At 65.6% G+C, this 17645-nt stretch carries 23 protein-coding genes; 9 read left to right on the forward strand and 14 right to left on the reverse strand.

What is annotated here, in order from left to right; all coding sequences use genetic code 11:
- Positions 1-2: 2 nt before the first annotated feature.
- Positions 3-158, forward strand: coding sequence for a heme exporter protein CcmD (ccmD, locus tag GC148_RS06560; RefSeq protein WP_291069745.1), 156 nt, complete (start codon positions 3-5; stop codon positions 156-158).
- Position 159: 1 nt separating this feature from the next.
- Positions 160-681 carry a redoxin family protein gene (locus tag GC148_RS06565; RefSeq protein WP_291069747.1) on the forward strand — a complete coding sequence of 174 codons (522 nt, stop codon included), beginning with the start codon at positions 160-162 and terminating at the stop codon, positions 679-681.
- Positions 682-705: 24 nt separating this feature from the next.
- Here GC148_RS06565 and GC148_RS06570 read toward each other — a convergent pair whose 3' ends face one another.
- Positions 706-1239 carry a MarR family transcriptional regulator gene (locus GC148_RS06570; RefSeq protein WP_291069749.1) on the reverse strand — a complete coding sequence of 178 codons (534 nt, stop codon included), beginning with the start codon at positions 1237-1239 and terminating at the stop codon, positions 706-708.
- A gap of 143 nt (positions 1240-1382) precedes the next feature.
- Here GC148_RS06570 and GC148_RS06575 point away from each other — a divergent pair, with 143 nt between their 5' ends.
- Positions 1383-1934: an NUDIX hydrolase gene (locus tag GC148_RS06575; protein ID WP_291069751.1), complete on the forward strand. Its 552-nt coding sequence runs from the start codon at positions 1383-1385 to the stop codon at positions 1932-1934.
- Here GC148_RS06575 and GC148_RS06580 read toward each other — a convergent pair.
- The 4 genes from GC148_RS06580 to GC148_RS06595 all read right to left on the reverse strand — a co-directional run bounded on the left by GC148_RS06580 (position 1931) and on the right by GC148_RS06595 (position 5544).
- A complete protein-coding gene (locus GC148_RS06580) occupies positions 1931-2665 on the reverse strand; it encodes a septation protein IspZ (protein ID WP_291069753.1) in 735 nt (244 codons plus the stop codon). The two genes, GC148_RS06575 and GC148_RS06580, sit on opposite strands and share 4 nt — an antisense overlap.
- 32 nt (positions 2666-2697) lie before the next feature.
- Entirely contained in the window at positions 2698-3693 is a 996-nt protein-coding gene (locus GC148_RS06585) for a polysaccharide biosynthesis C-terminal domain-containing protein (RefSeq protein WP_291069754.1), read from the reverse strand.
- A 297-nt stretch (positions 3694-3990) separates the two neighbouring features.
- Entirely contained in the window at positions 3991-4599 is a 609-nt protein-coding gene (locus GC148_RS06590; RefSeq protein WP_291069756.1) for a YqaA family protein, read from the reverse strand.
- Positions 4600-4683: 84 nt separating this feature from the next.
- Positions 4684-5544 (reverse strand): DMT family transporter, encoded by an 861-nt coding sequence (locus GC148_RS06595; RefSeq protein WP_291069758.1) that lies wholly within the window; start codon positions 5542-5544, stop codon positions 4684-4686.
- Positions 5545-5643: 99 nt separating this feature from the next.
- Here GC148_RS06595 and GC148_RS06600 point away from each other — a divergent pair, with 99 nt between their 5' ends.
- The 3 genes from GC148_RS06600 (at position 5644) to GC148_RS06610 (ending at position 8164) form a co-directional block, all read left to right on the forward strand.
- Positions 5644-7383 (forward strand): amidohydrolase family protein, encoded by a 1740-nt coding sequence (locus tag GC148_RS06600; protein ID WP_291069760.1) that lies wholly within the window; start codon positions 5644-5646, stop codon positions 7381-7383.
- A 152-nt stretch (positions 7384-7535) separates the two neighbouring features.
- Complete coding sequence (locus tag GC148_RS06605; RefSeq protein WP_291069761.1) at positions 7536-7943, forward strand: hypothetical protein; 408 nt, start codon at positions 7536-7538, stop codon at positions 7941-7943.
- 5 nt (positions 7944-7948) lie between these two features.
- Positions 7949-8164, forward strand: coding sequence for a helix-turn-helix transcriptional regulator (locus GC148_RS06610; RefSeq protein ID WP_291069763.1), 216 nt, complete (start codon positions 7949-7951; stop codon positions 8162-8164).
- 4 nt (positions 8165-8168) lie between these two features.
- Here the strand turns inward: GC148_RS06610 and ftsY are convergent, their stop codons facing one another.
- The 9 genes from ftsY to GC148_RS06655 all read right to left on the reverse strand — a co-directional run bounded on the left by ftsY (position 8169) and on the right by GC148_RS06655 (position 15320).
- On the reverse strand, positions 8169-9410 hold the full coding sequence (gene ftsY, locus GC148_RS06615) for a signal recognition particle-docking protein FtsY (RefSeq protein WP_291069764.1): 1242 nt from the start codon (positions 9408-9410) through the stop codon (positions 8169-8171).
- On the reverse strand, positions 9407-10684 hold the full coding sequence (gene mtaB / locus GC148_RS06620) for a tRNA (N(6)-L-threonylcarbamoyladenosine(37)-C(2))-methylthiotransferase MtaB (RefSeq protein WP_291069766.1): 1278 nt from the start codon (positions 10682-10684) through the stop codon (positions 9407-9409). The genes ftsY and mtaB overlap by 4 nt, the downstream gene beginning before the upstream one ends.
- A gap of 56 nt (positions 10685-10740) precedes the next feature.
- Positions 10741-11196 (reverse strand): hypothetical protein, encoded by a 456-nt coding sequence (locus GC148_RS06625; RefSeq protein ID WP_291069768.1) that lies wholly within the window; start codon positions 11194-11196, stop codon positions 10741-10743.
- Positions 11197-11258: 62 nt separating this feature from the next.
- Positions 11259-12068 (reverse strand): diaminopimelate epimerase, encoded by an 810-nt coding sequence (gene dapF, locus GC148_RS06630; protein ID WP_291069769.1) that lies wholly within the window; start codon positions 12066-12068, stop codon positions 11259-11261.
- Between the two features lie 50 nt (positions 12069-12118).
- Positions 12119-12556, reverse strand: a complete 438-nt coding sequence (locus GC148_RS06635) for a hypothetical protein (RefSeq protein ID WP_291069771.1) — start codon at positions 12554-12556, stop codon at positions 12119-12121.
- Positions 12557-12566: 10 nt separating this feature from the next.
- On the reverse strand, positions 12567-13610 hold the full coding sequence (locus GC148_RS06640; protein ID WP_291069773.1) for a MaoC family dehydratase: 1044 nt from the start codon (positions 13608-13610) through the stop codon (positions 12567-12569).
- A 145-nt stretch (positions 13611-13755) separates the two neighbouring features.
- Positions 13756-13893, reverse strand: a complete 138-nt coding sequence (locus tag GC148_RS06645; protein ID WP_291069774.1) for a hypothetical protein — start codon at positions 13891-13893, stop codon at positions 13756-13758.
- Between the two features lie 109 nt (positions 13894-14002).
- Complete coding sequence (locus tag GC148_RS06650; protein ID WP_291069776.1) at positions 14003-14350, reverse strand: ArsC/Spx/MgsR family protein; 348 nt, start codon at positions 14348-14350, stop codon at positions 14003-14005.
- 88 nt (positions 14351-14438) lie between these two features.
- Entirely contained in the window at positions 14439-15320 is an 882-nt protein-coding gene (locus tag GC148_RS06655; protein ID WP_291069778.1) for a CoA ester lyase, read from the reverse strand.
- Positions 15321-15373: 53 nt separating this feature from the next.
- Between GC148_RS06655 and GC148_RS06660 the strand changes: the two genes are divergently transcribed.
- Genes GC148_RS06660 through GC148_RS06670 form a run of 3 tightly spaced genes read left to right on the forward strand, consistent with a single transcriptional unit; the run spans position 15374 to position 17596 of the window.
- Positions 15374-15850 (forward strand): GNAT family N-acetyltransferase, encoded by a 477-nt coding sequence (locus GC148_RS06660; protein WP_291069780.1) that lies wholly within the window; start codon positions 15374-15376, stop codon positions 15848-15850.
- On the forward strand, positions 15843-16976 hold the full coding sequence (locus GC148_RS06665; RefSeq protein WP_291069781.1) for a serine hydrolase domain-containing protein: 1134 nt from the start codon (positions 15843-15845) through the stop codon (positions 16974-16976). Before GC148_RS06660 ends, GC148_RS06665 begins: the two co-directional genes overlap by 8 nt.
- A gap of 2 nt (positions 16977-16978) precedes the next feature.
- Positions 16979-17596 carry a LysE family translocator gene (locus GC148_RS06670; RefSeq protein WP_291069783.1) on the forward strand — a complete coding sequence of 206 codons (618 nt, stop codon included), beginning with the start codon at positions 16979-16981 and terminating at the stop codon, positions 17594-17596.
- Positions 17597-17645: the final 49 nt, after the last annotated feature.

Below are 17645 nucleotides of genomic sequence, written 5' to 3' on the forward strand. Positions count from 1 at the left end.
CAATGCCCGAGTTCGACAAGAACGCCGCCTATATCTGGGCCTGTTTCGCCCTCGGCGCCGCGCTGATCCTGATCACGACCGTGCAAGTGGCCTTCGCAGCCCGCGCCGCGCGCAAGCAGCTCGAAGCGCTGGAAGCGGCCGGCGGCAAGGACGTCTGAGATGAAACGCTGGATCTTCGCGGTGCCGGTCGCCCTGCTCGTCCTTCTGGGCGTGTTGGGCGCGGTGCGGATGCTCTACCCTGCAAAGGGTGAGTTCGAGCGGATTTCGCGCGCGGCCCCGGAATTCGTCTTTGCGCTGAAACAGGGCGGTGAGATTTCCTTCGCCCCGCCCCCCGGCGGCCAGACCGTGGCGGTGAACCTGTTCGCCAGCTGGTGCGCGCCCTGCGAAGCCGAACACCCCATGCTGATGAAACTCGGCGCGAAGCATCCGGGCCAGCTCTACGGCATCCTCTACAAGGACACGGTAGAGAACGGCGAAGACTTCCTCGCCCGGCTTGGCAATCCGTTCGCCACGATTGCGCTTGACCCGGAGGGAAAGGGCGGACTGGATTTCGGCCTGACCGGCGTGCCGGAAACCTTTGTCATCTCCGGCGAGGGTGAAGTCATTCTCCACATCGCCGGGCCGCTGGACGAAGCGTCCGTCCAAAAAATAAGCGAGGCGCTTGGGGCGCCTCGCTCGTAATTCAGGTCCGCTCGGAAACGGAGCTTATTTCTTTTTCTTGCCCGGTGCTTTCTTCGCAGCTTTCGGAGCCGCTTTCTTCACCGCAGCTTTGGCCGGGGCTTTCTTGGCTTTCGGCGCCGGAGCAGCGTCTTTCTTCTCGGCGTCTTCCACGAGACCGCCGAGGCCCTGCATCAGGGCGTCTTGCTTGGCTTTTGCGAGGGTGGCGAAGAGGGCCGCGTCAGCCTTGGTGACGGCTGGGAGGGCCTTGTCGAAAGCTTTTTTGCCTTTGGCGGTCAGCGAGACCGATTTGGCGCGGGCGTCGGTTTTTGAATCCGAACGCTTGATCATGCCGCCAGCTTCCATGCGGGCGACCATGTCGGCGAGGGTGGAGCGATCGATGCCGGTGGCATTGACAAGATCGGACTGGCTGACACCTTCATTGCCCGACAGGGCAGCGAGGACAGAGAATTGGCGCAGCGTGAGACCGGCCGACTTCAGGGCAGCTGCCGAATGGTTGGCGGCGATCTGCTGAGCGCGGTGCAGGAGGTGGCTGGGCGAAGCGTTGAGGTTGTAGGCCATGGTGGGGTTTCCGTTTTGCTAAAGTTTATGTCCGGGGAGGACGAGGGGTTTGAACAGGGTCAATCCACGTTTGGGGCCGTTAAACAAGAACCCCGTAGGCGGATCAATCGCATTCCCCATACAGGCGACAGGATAAAGATTGGATGACTGATCAATTGCCAACTTCTTTCCAGAATGAAGATTTTCGACTGGCCGTACCGGAGGGCGAAGACAGGGTACGGCGTATCTGCAACCGCTGCAACTTCATCGATTACGTAAATCCTAAGATTGTCGCCGGCTCGGTAGTGACCAAGGGCGACCTGATATTGCTCTGCAAACGGGCAATCGAGCCGCGCAAGGGCTACTGGACCCTGCCGGCCGGTTTCATGGAGGAGGGCGAAAGCGTCGAGGACGGCGCCCGGCGCGAAGCGCTGGAAGAAGCCTGCGCACAGATCGAGATAGATCGCCTGCTGGCCGTGTATTCCGTACCCCGCATCGCGCAGGTTCAGATCATGTTCCGCGCACGCCTCGTGTCAGACATCGCGCCCGGCCCTGAAAGCGAAGAGGTGAAACTGGTCCACTGGAAAGACATTCCGTGGTCGCAACTCGCCTTTCCAACGGTTGTGTGGGCGCTGACACATTTTGCAGAGACGCGGCATCAGGACGCATTCGCGCCCTTCGCCAATCCGCCCGGCACGGACAAGCTTACGCGCTAGGCGGCGCCGGCTTCGTTCGGTTCACGCAGGTGTTTCAGCGTGTAGGGCGTGTTGAGCGCGCCGAAGAGCAGCACGATGAGCATGTTGCCGAGCTTCCAGTTGGCCCAGACATCCTCGGCATCCTTGGCGCCGAACGTCAGCCCAAGGAACTGATAGGTTCCCGCCGGGGCAACCGGAATTCCGGCCATCACAAGCGGCACATCAAAGCCCGGCGCATAGGTGCGCCAGAGATATTCGTTCCAGCAGGCCATCGCGATGAAGAAGACGCCCCAGCGGATCGCCAGCGTGCGCCAGGCAAAATCCGGCAGGTCGAACACTTTCGAGAACAGCGACTTCCAGATGTTGCGGCCGAACATCAGCGGCACGAAAATCATCACGGCCATGAACAGCTGCTGGATCGTCGGCTTCACATAGATGAAGGCCTTCTCCTGGAGCAGGATACCGATCAAGCCGAAGCCGGCCACGATGCTCGACGAGAACAGCATCATCTGCGAAACCGGTTCGCGCGTGATCAGCTGGCGCGCCAGGAAACCCAGCATCAGCGCAAGTAGGACGCCCGTCGCCCAGAAGATGGCCGTGTCCTTGTTGATCAGACCGTCCAGCAGGTCGACGCGCCGGAACACATTGTAGACCAGCACAAAGCCGATCACCGGAACAAAGTCCGCCCAAAGCTGGTTCGCCTTGCCCGCCGCCGTTTCGAGGCCGCTTTCCGTCTTGATTGTCTCGCTCATACCCAGTCCTACGTATTCGGTTCGCCGCCGGTTCATCCGCGCCTGTTTCGCATGATCGTCCGCGCGCCGCCAGCATCCAGAACCAGCGCGGCCACACCATACGTGATCGCCCCTGCCCCGGCCTTCAGGATGAGCTCCGGCCATCCGCCCAGCGCGGGCATCACCGCAATCACCGGCCACATCGCCAGCGCCGCAAGGCCGATGCGCACCGCCTCCATCACCGGCAGGGGCAACCCCACATGCCGGCGCCCGGCCAGCGCCAGCAAGAGCAGGCCCGTCACATAACAGACCAACGTCGACACCACAGCGCCCATCAGACCCAGAAACGGGATCAGCAGGAAGTTCAGCACCGCACTCACCTTGGCCGGCACCCGCATCAGGATCGCGCGTTCCCGCGTGCGCCGGGCGAGCTGGAAGGCTTCCGCGAAATAGTGGATCAGCAATCCGTTGAGCAAGCCCGAGGCTGCGATCCAGGGCATGATGGCAATCGCCTGTTCGCGCACAGCCTCGCCGATCATCGCTTCGCCAAGTGGACGCGCCACCAGCGCGATGCCGGCTGCGGCCGGAACACCGATCAGCAACAGTGTGCGGACAAGGCCGCGCGCTTCCTCGGCCGCCGCATCCTTCCCGCCGCGCTCATAGGCAGCCATCACCAGCGGACTGCCCGCCACCGGAACACCGTAGCCAAGCCAGGCCTTCTGGCGCGCTGCGCTGGTCACGCCGCCTTTGGCAACCCCGGCCAGCCAGACACCTTCGCGCAGCGCCATCAGTCCCGCCGCAATCGTCAGGCCAATGAAAGGCGAGGCCTCGCCGAGCGCAAAACCCATCAGTATCCGGAAGGTTTCGGTGAAAGCGTAGCGCCCCACCCGCAAGCCGGCCTTGTGGGCCTGCAACGAGATCTGAACAATAGAAGTGATCGGCAGCAGCGCCGCGATCCACGGACGGGTCGCCGGATAGTGCGGCTGGTCACGCAGCGCGAGGCAGACGAGCGCCGCCAGCGCGAAGGCCAGCCCCAACGCCTTCAGCATCAGGCTGATCGCCGTTCGAATATGGCCCGCCAGATCACCCCGGGCTTCGGCCTCTGCAGTGAACCGGCAGGCCGCCGCCCCACCCAGGTGAGGCTGATCGTGTGGATCACAGCCATGGTCCACAGCATGAGGGCATAGATGCCGTACTTGTCCGCACCCATGACGCGCGTGAACACTTAGACCGCGCCGAACGAAGCCAGGCCGCTGGCGAGGTTCACGGGCAGCTATCCGGCAAGATGGCGGGCGAGACTCATGCGACCGACCTAGCACGCAGCCTGCCGGTTTGGCATCGCCCGTCTAGCAAGCCGCAACGCCATGGCCGAAATAGACCTTGTACGCCACATAGGCAGCGATCAGTACGGCCCCACCGATCATGGCGATCAGACCGAGATGTTTTTCGATGAAGTGCCGGATGCTCTCGCCATAGGTGTTCAGCGCCCAGGCCATGGCCAGGAACCGGCCGCCGCGCGCCACCACGCAGGTTGCCACGAATATCGCGAGGCTGACATTCGCCGCCCCGGCGAGAATCGTCACCACCTTCATCGGCGGGATGTGCGCGAGACTGGAGGTCAGCAGCAGCGTGATCATCGTGTCTTCGCCGGTGCAGGCCTTCATCTGCTCGAACGCCTCCATCTTGCCCATCGCCGTCAGCAAGGGCGCCGCGATTTCCTGGAAGGCGATAGCCCCGATGAAATAGCCCGCGATCCCGCCCAGCACCGACCCGACAGAGGCGATCAACGCCAGCCGGTAGGCCCGCTCCGGCCGGGCCAGCGCCATCGGGATGAACAGCAGTTCCGCCGGAAGGAAGAACACCGAGCTTTCGATGAAGGCGACAACCGCCAGCCAGACTTCGGCACTCCTGCGCCCGGCCAGCGAAAGCGTCCAGTCCACCGTCTTCTGAAACATGAAAGATCCCGGCCCGTCACGGCGCCCCGAAAGTGATGCGCTGCTCTGCCCGAATTTCCCGGCGCCCGGAAGATGGGCCGTGCATCAGCCGGCGGCCTGCATCAGCACCAGCCCGGCCGCCAGCGTCGCCGCCGCCACCACCCGGCGCCGGCCGAAGCCTTCCTTCAGCAGCCAGGCCCCCAGGGCCGCCGCAAACACGACCGAGGTTTCCCGAAGTGCGGTTACCGCCGCCGCATCGGTCAGCGTGTAGGCATAGATGGCCAGGCCGTAGGAGATGGACCCCGCAACCCCGCCGATGATCCCGTTGCGCAGCTCCGGCTTCATGCTGGCGATCACCCGGCCCCTGCGCTGCCAGACCAGCACCGCCGTCACACCGATCCAGTCGATCAGGAACAGCCAGACGATAAACGTGAACGGCGTCTCCATCGCCCGCGCCGCGCGTGTATCGGCCACGGCATAGAGGCCGACGCCCACGGCGGTCATCATCGCCCAGATCATCGCCGCCCGGTCCAGCCGGCGCGCGTCGTGCGTGGCTGCTGTCGGCAAGGCAAAGACGAGGATCGACAGGCTTGCCGCGATCAGGCCGGCCAGTTGCAGCAGCGACAGGTGTTCGTGCAGGAACAGCGCCGCAAAGGCGGCCGTCGCCATTGGGCCGAGGCCTCGCATCACCGGGAATACCAGCGACAGCGCCCCCCGATGCAGCGCCCGGATTGCACAGAGCTGGTAAACCCAGTGCACCACCATCGACAGGCCGATGAGCCCCCAGGTGCCGGGCGGCGGCAGCGGCACGAAGGGCGCGAACGGCACGACCGTCGCCGCCATCACCAGCGCCACGATCGCCCGCGTCGTCAGCACATCCCCGCCCCGTTTCACCATCACATTGGTGATCGCCACGGTCAGCGCCGAAGCAAGGCAGAGCGCGACGGGCAACAGGGACGCGGGCATGGCCGCCCCGCATAATCAGGTTTTTGCGGCGGGGGAAGCAGCGTCAGGGTTTGACACCCCCTGTCCTTGAGGCATCCTTCCGGGGTGGAGGAACACGCCATGACGACTTACGACCTGATCATCCGGGGCGGCACCCTCATCGACGGCTCCGGCGCGCCCGCCTTCGAGGGCGATGTGGCCGTCTCCGGCGGCGTGATTGCGGCCATCGGCAAGGTAAATGGCAAGGGACTCGAAGAGATCGATGCCCGCGGCCAGGTCGTCACCCCGGGCTTTGTGGACCTGCATACCCATTATGATGGCCAGGCCGCCTGGGCCGAAGCGATCAGCCCGTCCTCGCTGCACGGCATCACCACAGCCGTGATGGGCAATTGCGGCGTCGGGTTCGCGCCGTGCAAGCCCGACGATCACGCCCGCCTGATCCGCCTGATGGAAGGCGTGGAAGACATCCCCTACCCCGTGCTGGCCGAAGGCCTGCCCTGGGCCTGGGAGAGTTTCCCGGACTATCTCGATTTCCTCTCCACCCGCCGGTTCGACACCGATCTCTGCGCGCAGCTGCCCCACGCGGCCCTGCGCGTGTTCGTCATGGGCGACCGCGGCGCCAACCGCGAAGACGCTACACCGGCCGACATCGCCGCGATGAAGGCCCTCGCCAAGGAAGCCGTGATGGCCGGCGCGATGGGCTTTTCCACTTCCCGCACGCTGAACCATCGCACCTCGGACGGTCAGCCGACGCCGACGCTCACCGCCTCTCAGGAGGAACTCACCGGCATCGCCATGGGTCTCGCCGAGGCCGGGCGCGGCGTGCTGCAATTCGTGTCGGACTTCAACGACCCCCAGAAAGAAGCAGCCATGCTGCGCCGCCTCGTCGAAGTCTCCGGACGCCCGCTTTCGGTTTCGCTTGCGCAGGCCGACGTCGCGCCCGAAGGCTGGCGTCTCCTGCTGGGCGCCATCGAGACGGCCGCCGCCGAAGGCCTTCCGATCCGTGCACAGGTCGCTCCGCGCCCGGTCGGCGTGCTGCTCGGCCTCGACCTCACGCTGAATCCGTTCAGCGCTCACCCTGTCTACCGCGAGATCACCCATCTTCCGCATGCTGACCGTGTGGCCCGGCTGAACGATCCGAAGTTCCGCGCGCGCCTGCTCGCCGATGAGCCGTCTACAGACAATCCCTTCCTGAAGGTGATGCTGCGCAGCTTCGGCAAGATCTTCCAGCTGTCCGACCCGGTCGATTACGAGCCCGGCCCCGAACGCACGCTGGAGGCCATCGCTGCCCGGCGCGGCGTGAAGCCCGAGGAAGCCGCCCTCGACCTGATGCTGGAACGCGGCGGCCAGGGCATGCTCTACCTGCCCTTCCTGAACTATGCCCAGGGCTCGCTCGATCCGATCGCCGAGATGATGCAGAGCCCCGCGACCCTGCCCGGCCTGTCGGACGGCGGCGCCCATGTCGGCATGATCTGCGACGGCTCCTTCACCACCACGATGCTGACCCACTGGATCCGCGACCGCACACGCGGACCGAAGCTCTCGCCGGAATTCCTCGTCCATCGCCAGTCCCGCGCCACCGCCGAATGGATCGGCCTGTGGGACCGGGGCCTGATCGCGCCGGGGATGCGGGCAGACCTGAACGTCATCAACCTCTCCGCCCTCAAACTGCACCTGCCGGAGGTCATCCGCGACCTGCCGGCCGGCGGGCGGCGCCTGATGCAGCGCGCCTCGGGCTACACCGCCACCATCCTCAAGGGCGAGATCACCCACCGCGACGGCACGCCGACCGGCGCCAGGCCCGGCCGCCTCGTGCGCGGGGCCCAGCGCGCGCCCGCCTCCGCGCTGGCGGCGGAATAGCCGGCACCCTACGACCCCGAAGCTTCATGCCACCCCTCCGGACGCCCTGCGTCCGGAGGGCAGCGCCGTCGGCTTCAAGGCATTTTGTAAAGGACACTTGACCAGTCAAGGTTCCTTGTCATATAGACAAGGAAACCAGACAGGAGAAACACATGTCCAGGACCAAAGGCTTCCGATCCGCCAACCGCCGCTATCTCTACGTGTTCTGGCCGTTCATGGCCGCCTATGTCGCGATCATCCTCGGCGCGTCCTTCCTGATCGATAAAGATACGTCCCCGCTCTGGCTGAAAGTGGCCGGCGCATTGGCGGCCACGCTTCCGATCATCGGCGCGCTCTGGGCGATCCTGCGCCGCGTGGCTGAAACGGACGAATATACCCGCCTGCGCCAGCTGACGGCGCTGGCCCAGGGCGGCGCCATTACCGCCGGCATCGCCTTCCTTGTTGGCTTCCTTCAGATCTTCAACGTGATCGGCAGCATCGACATTTTCTGGTTCGGCACGCTGTTCTTCCTCGCCTATGGGCTCAGCGTCTGCCTTCTGCAGTTCGGAAAGACGGTGTGATCCTGATGAAGAATACCGTCCGTATTCTGAGATCCGAGAAGGGCTGGAGCCAGGCCGAACTCGCGGATCTGCTCAATGTCTCCCGCCAATCGGTCAACGCCATCGAGACCGGCAGGTACGATCCGTCCCTGCCCCTCGCTTTCGCCATCGCCCGCCTGTTCGGGCGCCGCATCGAAGACATCTTCCTGGATGGAGAAGCTTCCGCCCAGGCGGCGGAATGAGGCCTTAGGCTTTCAGGCCCACCAACGCCTTTGCGAAGGCCTCCGCACTGAACGGGCGGAGGTCTTCTGCTTTTTCGCCGATGCCGACGAAATGGATCGGCAGGTCGTGCGCCTCGGCGATCGCCACCAGCACGCCGCCCTTGGCGGTGCCGTCCAGCTTGGTCATCACGAGGCCCGTCACGCCCGCCGTATGCCGGAACGCCTCCACCTGGCTCAGCGCGTTCTGGCCAACCGTCGCGTCCAGCACGAGGATCACATCATGCGGCGCGGTCGGATCAACTTTGCGCAGCACCCGGACGATCTTTCCGAGCTCGGACATCAGCTCAGCCTTGTTCTGCAGGCGCCCGGCCGTATCGACAAGCACGAGGTCTAAGTCCTCCGCCTGCGCGCGTTCGACCGCGCCATAGACAAGGCCGGCCGCATCGGCGCCCGGCGCGCCGGACATCACAGGAATGCCGGCCCGGTTACCCCAGACGGTCAGCTGCTCGATCGCGGCGGCGCGGAATGTGTCGCCGGCCACCAGCAGCGCTTTCGCGCCCTGTTCCTGCAGCTTGGAGGCAATCTTGCCGATCGTCGTCGTCTTGCCGGAACCGTTTACGCCAACAAACAGCACCACACGCGGGCGCGGGCCGTCCGAGAAATCCACCACCTGTTCGCGCGGCTTCAGGATCGCCTCAATTTCCTCGGCCAGCACGCGGCGGATTTCCTCGCCCGAAATCTCGCGGTCGAACCGTCCCTTGGCGAGGCCTTTGGTCACACGGGCTGCCACCTTGGCGCCCATGTCGGAGGTGATCAACAGGTCTTCGAGTTCTTCCAGCGCAGCGGCGTCGAGCTTGCGCCGGCCGAGCGCCGCAAGGCCTTCGGTGAGGCGCGCGGTGGAGCGGGCAAGGCCCTGCCCCAGCTTGCCGAACAGGCCGGGATCATTCGCTTCGGCCTCCGCCGCGGCGCGCGCCGCCGCCTCGGCCTCGGCGCGAAGGCGTTCATGCTCGCGTCGCTCTTCCAGCAGTTTCAGCTCAGCGGCCGCCTTGGCGCGGACGGCCTCATCGGCGGCTTCCTGCGCTGCGCGGCGCTGGCGCTCTTCCCAGGCACGGTTCGCCTCGGCAACCTTCGCCTCGATCTCGGCTTTCTCGCGCGCAGCGGCATCCTGTGCCGCCAGCTCCTCGGCCGACAGTTCCGGCGCCGGCATTGCTGCGCCGGCGGCCTTCGCCTCATCGAGTTTCTTTTTCTTGCCGAACCAGAGGATCATGTGAGGGGTGTGCCCAGAAGCTGTTTTCCGTCATGGCCGGTTATCCGCACGGGCGCTGTGCGTCCAGCCTCAAGGCCTGAATCGCTGAGCAGAACCTGCGTGAAGTCGGAAAGGCGCGCCGCCGGCCCACGCTCCACCAGCGCCTCGCGCACCTCGCCGACATGGCGCGCAAAGTGGCGCGTCAGGGCGGCTTCGCCCGCTGCCCGAAGGCGCGCTGCGCGCGTCTTGATATCAGCCTTAGCCACCTGGGGCATCTTCGCGGCCGGCGTGCCCGGGCGCGGGCTGTAAGGGAATACGTGCAGGAAAGACAGTCCGCATTCCTCAACAAGGCGCATCGAGTTTTCGAAATGCGCCTCGGTCTCGGTCGGAAAGCCCGCAATGATATCTGCGCCAAGTGCGATGTCCGGACGGATCGTCCGTAGGCGGTCTGTCAGCGCAATCGCCTGCTCGCGGCTATGTCGGCGCTTCATCCGTTTCAGGATCAGGTTGTCGCCGTGCTGCAGCGACAGGTGAAGGTATGGCGCCACGCGCGCCTCGCCCAGCGCCTCGATCAGCGCCTCATCCATCTCGATCGCATCGATCGAAGAGATCCTCAGTTGGCGGAGCTCCGGCACCAGTTTCAGGATTCGCTGGACCAGGTTTCCCAGCAGCGGGGCGCCCGGCAGATCCGCGCCCCAGCTCGTCAGGTCCACACCCGTCAGCACCACTTCATGATGCCCGGTCTCGACGAGACGCTTCACCTGCGCCACCACCTCCCCTGCCGGCACGGAGCGCGAATTGCCGCGGCCGAACGGAATGATGCAGAACGTGCACCGGTGGTCGCAGCCATTCTGCACCTGCACATAGGCGCGCGCCCGCCCGTCCATCCCGTCGATCAAATGCGCCGCCGTTTCGCGCACGCTCATGATGTCGTTGACGCGGACCTTCTCCACACCGCCGAGCAGGTCGGCCGGCTTCCAGGTCTCAGCCTGCATCTTCTCGTGGTTGCCGATCACACGAGTGACTTCCGGCATCTCTGCGAACATGCCCGGATCGGTTTGCGCCGCGCACCCAGTCACCAGGATCGGCGCGCCGGGATTGTCCTTCGCCGCCCGCCGGATCGCCTGGCGCGCCCCGCGCACCGCTTCGGACGTCACGGCGCAGGTGTTGATGATCACCGCATCTCCCAGGCCCGCCTCCAGCGCATGGCGGCGCATCACCTCGGCCTCATAGGTGTTGAGGCGGCATCCGAGGGTAATCACCGTCGGGCCAGAAGGCGGGGCAGTATCCGGCATGGGTCCGTCAGATCGCGCCGATACAGGGGAAATGCAAGCGGGCAGCGCCGGATTGATCAGTTCTGCGCTGCGCAAGACCCCGTCCGGTGGCCGAGCAGCACGCCGTCGGCCTGCATTCTGGCCCCCTCGATATAGCCCGTCAGCAGCAACCGGCCTGCAAAACCGTCCCGGTCCTTGTTCGCCACGAATTCCGCCGTGCCGGTCATCGGCACCCCGTCGAAGTCACAGGCGAGGTCCATGCCGAAAGCGTGCGCCTCGCTGCGCAGGCCCGTCGCCGTACACCCCTCGAAGAAGGAGACCATGGTCTCGTCGATGGTCACTTCCTGGTCGGTGCTCCAGCATTCCTCAATCACGGAATGGTCCGCGGGAATCTCCATCGGCTCACCGTCCACGGTCACGTCGAAATAGATGTCGGTGGACGAGGACCACATGCCTTTCGCCACTTTCAGCGGCTCGGCTAGCGCCGGCGCCGCCGCCAGCATCAGGGGCAAAAGTATCGTTGCAACGCGCATCGCCGGTCTCCTTAAGTCCTGCCCCGCAGACTGGACGGCGCCGGCGCCTCCGGCAAGTCCCCTCAGACCTCGGTGACGAATTCCAGCTCGACCGGCCCGGTCATGAAGACATGGTCGTCGCTCTCGCGCCATTCGATGTGCAGGTCGCCGCCATCGACGATGACCTTCGCCTTGCGGCCGGTCAGTTTCGCCCGCGCCGCACACACCAATGCCGCACACGCGCCTGTGCCACACGCCTTCGTCAGCCCTGCCCCGCGCTCCCAGACCCGCAGGCGGATCGTCTGCTTGTCGATGATCTGCGCAAAGCCGACATTCGTACCCTGCGGGAACAACGGATGGTGCTCCACCAGCGGGCCGATCTTCGGGATGTCATAGGCGTTCACGTCCTCGACGAAGAACACCGCATGCGGATTACCCATCGACACCACGGCCGGCAGCGCAAGGATCGGCTTGTCGATCGGCCCGATCTTCAGGTCGACCCCGCGCACATCCATCTTCTCTGACAGCGGAATGTCGGCCCAGCCCATCAGGGGCGAGCCCATGTCCACCGTGATCAGGCCGCCCTCGGCCCGGAAGGCCTTCAGCATGTCAGCCTCGGTCTGGATCGTGATCCGGTCCTTGCCGGTCTCGTCGAGGATCAGCTGGCCGACGCAGCGCGAGGCGTTGCCACAGGCCGAGACCTGCCCGCCGTCCGCGTTCCAGATCCGCATGAACACGTCTTTCGTCGCGTCCCGCTCCAGCGCGATTACCTGGTCTGCCTTCAGGTCAGCCGCGATCTGGCGTATCTGCTCCACGCTCGGCGCAAACGGCGTCGAGCGCGCGTCAAAGATGGCAAACGCGTTGCCGGCACCGTTCATCTTCCAGAGCTTCATGGGGTGATGTCCTATCGGGTTTCCGGTCCGTCGGGAAGCGGCCTCGCGGCTTACTTCGGCACGCGTGTCGAGACGATCCACCCGGCCAGCTGCACGGCCAATGCGCCCATCAGCGCCAGCGGCATCAGCTTGTGGTGCACATTCAGCGCTGCGACCGTCGCCAGGATACAGGCATAATCCACAAGATCGCTCGACAGCAGCCAGCCCATCGGCGTGCGCGCGCGGCGCACGTCCAGCAGGGTCACGCTCGGCCAGGTGTGGCCCATGCCCGGCGGGCCGAACACGGCGAGCACGCGCCGGGGGTCAAGAATGCCGGTCATTTCCGCCAGGTCGGACAGTTTCGCCTCGCCCAGCACGATCGAGCGCTTGCGCGCGGATGTGCCGACAAGACTGACGATCGCCGAAAGGATGACCCCCACCGCGATCGCGAATTCGGTAAACCCTGCATAAGGTGGATAGCCGCCCATCGCCCCCATATAGGGTGCCATCCGGCGTTCGTCAGCGGGCGCGCGGAACGGCGGCCCAATAGTCGAAGTCCAGAAGCACGCCCTCGGCATACTTGCCGGCCGTGTCACGATAGGTGAAGGCGCCGGGGTCCTGGTCCTTCACGGCCACGAGCCGCAGGCGCAGCGCGCCCGCCGTCTCCGACAGCTCCGCCTTGCCGAGCACTTCGCTCCACGCATACACCGTGTCGCCCGCAAACAGCGGCGAGACGTGCGTGCCCGCATTGATCGCGAGCATCTGCCCGGCATTCTCCAACCCGTTGAAGGCCAGCGAGCGGGCAATCGAGATCACCACGCCGCCGTAGATCAGCCGCTTGCCGAACCGGCTCGCCTTCTGGCCATGCGCATCGAAATGCACCTTCGCCGTATTCTGGTAGAGGCGCGTCGCAATCTGGTGCTCGGCTTCTTCCACGGTCATGCCGTCCACGTGGTTGATCTTCTCGCCGATGGCATAGTCTTCATACACATGCCGGCTGCCGGCCTGCGCCAACGGCCAGCTCTTCATTTCCGGATAGCCCGCAAGGTCGGCGGCCGAGACGGCGGGCGGCAGGTCCGGCACCACCTCTTCTGGGGCGGGCGAGGCCGCATCGCGCTTGTTCACCATCACCCAGCGCACATAGGACATCACCTCTTCGCTGCGCTGGTTGATGCCTTTCGTCCGTACCCAGACGACCCCGGTTTTGCCGTTGGAGTTTTCCTTCACACCAATGACCGCGCTCTCGGAGCGCAGCGTATCGCCGGGCACCACCGCGCGCAGGATGCGCCCATCGGCATAGCCGAGGTTCGCCACCGCGTTCAGCGAGATGTCCGGCACGGTCTTGCCGAACACGATATGGAAGGCGTGCAGCGGATCGGCGCACAGTCCCGGCAGGCCCACCGTCCTGGCGAACTCGGCGGAGGAATACTGGGCATAGCGGTTGCCGGTCAGCGCGCGGTAGAGCGCCAGGTCGCCCTCGGTCACCGTCTGCGGCGTGGCGTGGATCAGCTTCTTGCCAGGGGTGAAGTCTTCGAAGAAATTGCCGGGATTGGATTTGGTCATGGCGCGCGCATCCTGTTCTGCGGGCACGCGCGGGGGCCGTCTCCGGCTCCGGTCCGGTGCGCCCGGGCTTGTCTCGGCGCACACCTGCTACTGACGACGGGGAGAAATCAAGACGCCGCCCACAACGGGCGCGGGCGCTGGCCCCTTACAGGTCCTGCAGATCCAGCGGCTGCCCGAAGGCCTCGAACGCGCGCGGCCCCATCACGAGATAGGGCACACCAACGACCGTGAAGGCCGAAAAGGCCAGCAACAGACCGGCAAGGACGAGGGCAAAGGTGATCATTGCGCCACCTTGCCAGCGCAGGGCTGAGATTCGGCGAATCCGGTCGGTGAAATTTGATCGATCTGGCCCGGCCCATGCTGCACTGCGACAAAATGCGCAGCGCCCGGCCTCAGAGGATCTCCAGCAGTCTGTCATTCGGCCGGCCCAGGACGGCCTTCTTGCCGTTGATGCCGATCGGGCGCTGGATCAGCTTCGGGTTCTCCGCCATCGCGGCAAAAACTTCGGCATCGCTCGCGCTCTCCGGAAGGCCAGCCGCCGCCGCATCCTTCTCGCGCAGGAAGGCACGCGGGCTCACCCCGCCCATCTTCGCCGCGATGTCCTTCAGCTCCGCAAGCGACAGCCGCTCGGCCACGCCCATGTACTTGCGCACCTCGACCTTCACGCCCTTGGACTCGAGCAGCTCCAGCCCCTTCTTGGACGACCCGCAACCGGGATTGTGGATGAGGACATAGGCCATGGCGCGCTCCTGAAGTTACTGACGGGTATTTAAGCCATCGACGTGACGCGCCAACCCCTCTCCCGTCTGTCGGGGGGCCGGGCCTACCCTACCTCGCCATCGCCTTGATCGCGTCGTCCATCGCCACGGTCCGGCGCGCTTCGTCGAGGTGGAGGAGTTCGGTCATCTTGCCATTGACCTTCAGCACGCCCTTTCCGGCATTCGCCGGGTCGGCAAACGCCTCGATCACGGCTTTCGCCTGCTCCACGTCATGCGGGCTCGGCGCGAAGATGCGGTTACACTCTTCAAGCTGCGAGGGGTGGATTAGCGTCTTGCCGTCGAAGCCGAGATCGCGGCCCTGCTCGCATTCCTCGCGGAAGCCGTCCTCGTTCTTGATATCATTGTACACGCCGTCGATGGCGACGACGCCATAGGCGCGCGCTGCGGCCATGGTCAGCTGCAGCGCCGTCTGGAAGGCGAGCCGGTCCGGGGTCATCCGGGCACGGTATTCTTTCGCCAGGTCATTGGTGCCCATCACGAAAGTCGTCAGGTGCGAGCCGATCTTCGCCGCCGCGATTTCCTTGATGTTGAGAATGGCCAGCGGCATCTCGATCATCACCCAGAGCGCAAAATCGGGGGCGGCCCCCGCTTTCTTCAGCGCCGCGTCGAGGCGCTCGATGTCGCGCGCACTGGTCACCTTCGGCGCCAGCACCGCATCCGCGCCGGCCGCCACCGCCATCTCGAGGTCGCCATGGCCCCATTCCGTGTCCAGTCCGTTCATCCGCACGACCAGCTCGCGCTTGCCATAGCCGCCGGCCTTCAGCGCCGCCGCAATCGCTGCGCGCGCGTCCAGTTTGGCCTCAGGTGCGACGGCGTCCTCGAGGTCGAGAATCAGCGTGTCGGCAGGCAGGTCGCGGGCCTTTTCGAGTGCGCGGGCATTGGCGCCGGGCATGTACAGGCAGGAACGGCGCGGACGGTGAGCGGTGGACATAGGCGGCTGACCCCTTAGAGCTGTGGCTGGTTTTCAAGGGAGCGATGCCCCGCATGCGCGGTGATGTCCAGATCAGGCGAGCAAACCCGGCAGATTTCGGCGCGCTGGGCCAGGTGCTGCACGACGCTGTACGCGAGGCCGCGACCGCTTATTCCGAAGCGCAGCGCGCCGCATGGTCGCCTGCCCCGCGCGAGGGCGCCGACTGGACTGCGCGACTGGGTTCGCAGCGGGTCTGGATGGCGGCGGCAGAAGGGAGCCCCCTTGGCTTTCTGACCCTGACACAGGAAGGAGAAGTTGACCTTGCCTTCATCCGTGCCGAAGCACAGGGACGAGGCCTGTTCCGACAACTTTATACAGCGCTGGAGGCCGAAGCCGCGCTGCGCGGCCACAACCGGCTCTGGACCCATGCGAGCCTGCATGCGAAGTCGCCCTTCGAAGCCATGGGCTTTGCGGTCGTCGCGCCGGAAACGGTAAGCCTTGGCGGCGAGACCTTCCAACGCTTCCACATGGAGAAATTCCTCAATGGCTGACATCGCCCCCTTCCCCCTTTCCGGCTTTGTCGCGCCCGGTTTCGAGCCGGTCGAGGAGGCCTTCGCCGAGAACTTTGCGCACGGGGATGAACAGGGCGCGGGCTTTGCCGTCATCCTCGACGGCGAAGTCGTCGTCGATCTCAATGGCGGCTGGGCCGACCGGGCCGGCACCCGGCCCTGGGACGCGCGCACCCTCGTGCCGGTCTATTCCACCAGCAAGGGCATCTCCGCTCTCGTGCTGGCGATGGCAACCGAGGCACTGCCGGCCGGGTATGAAACGCCGGTCGCGGAAGTCTGGCCGGAATTCGCCGCGGCCGGAAAAGGCGCGGTCACGATCGGCGAAGTGGCCAGCCATCAGGCCGGCCTGCCGGGCTTTGCCGAGGAGATCGACCCCGCCCTCTGGCTCGACCCGCCTGCCTGTGCCGGTGCCCTCGCCGAGCTCGCCCCGATGTGGCCGCCCGGCAGCGCGCACGGCTACCATCCGCTGACCTGGGGCTATCTCGTCGGCGAGATCGTCGCCCGGATCACCGGGCGCACGCTCGGCACGATCCTGCGCGAAGACATCTGCGCGCCGCTCGGCATCGACTTCCAGATCGGCCTGCCCGAAGCCGACCATGCCCGCGTGGCAGAGATCCTCCGTCCGAAGGCGCTCGCCGATCTCGGCGAGATCACACCCGCCCGCCGCGCGGCCTTCGTGTCGAAATGGTCCGCGCCCGACCGGGGCGGCGCCATCTGGCGCGAGATCGAGATTCCCTCCGCCAACGGACATGGCACCGCCTCGGCGGCTGCCACCCTCTACAATGCCTATGCTCATGTCGGCTTGATCGGCGGCAAGCGCCTGATGCGTCCCGCCACTTTCGAGACCCTCATCACACCCCGCGTGGACGGGCCGGACCTCGTGCTCCCGCTGACCACACGCTTCGGCGCCGGCATCATGCACAACAGCTACAAGTCCTTCGGCCCGTTCGAGGACGGGCTCGGCCATTGCGGCTGGGGCGGCTCGCTGGCGATTGCTTCGCCGTCGCGCGGCCTAACCTGCGCCTATGTGATGAACCGGCAGTCGAACATCCTTGTCGGGGACCCGCGCGCCGTGCGCCTGGTGGAGACTGTGGCAGGGTGCCTCTGAGCATGCTCGCAAGCATCGACTGGGTCGGCTTCATGTTTGCGATGGTCGTGGTCGAGCTGACGCCCGGCCCGAACATGGGCTGGCTGGCGGCTCTGTCGATGCGCGAGGGCCGCAAGGCCGGCTTTGCCGCCGTCGCCGGCATCACACTCGGCCTCAGCCTCCAGCTGCTCGCCGCGATCACTGGCCTCGCCGCCCTCGTAGCCGCCGCCCCGTCCGTCTTCACCCTGCTCCACTGGGCGGGCGTCGCCTTCATGCTCTACCTCGCCTGTGAAGCCTTCATGGACGGTCGCTCGGCCGTGCCAGCCAACATGGACGCCGCGCGCGGCTTCGTGCGCGGGGTGATCGCCAATGTGCTGAACCCCAAGGCGCTCGTCTTCTATGTGCTGCTGATCGGCCAGTTCATTGATGCCTCCGACGGGCCGGTCTGGCTGCAAAGTCTCATCCTGGGACTGATCCACTTAACCATCGCCGCGACCGTTCACATCTTCATCGTGCTGCTGGCCGATTCGCTGGGTGCGCGGCTGGAAACCTGGCGCACCTCGCTGGCCGCGCGCCTCTTATTTGCGGGCCTTCTGACGGGAATCGCGATCTGGATCGCGCTGACCCCGATGCGCGTGTGAGGCGAACTGGCACGCGCCTTGCTCCGTAACACCCGAATCGGAAGCCCAT

Source organism: Hyphomonas sp., from assembly GCF_016125515.1.
Taxonomy (GTDB): Bacteria; Pseudomonadota; Alphaproteobacteria; order Caulobacterales; family Hyphomonadaceae; genus Hyphomonas.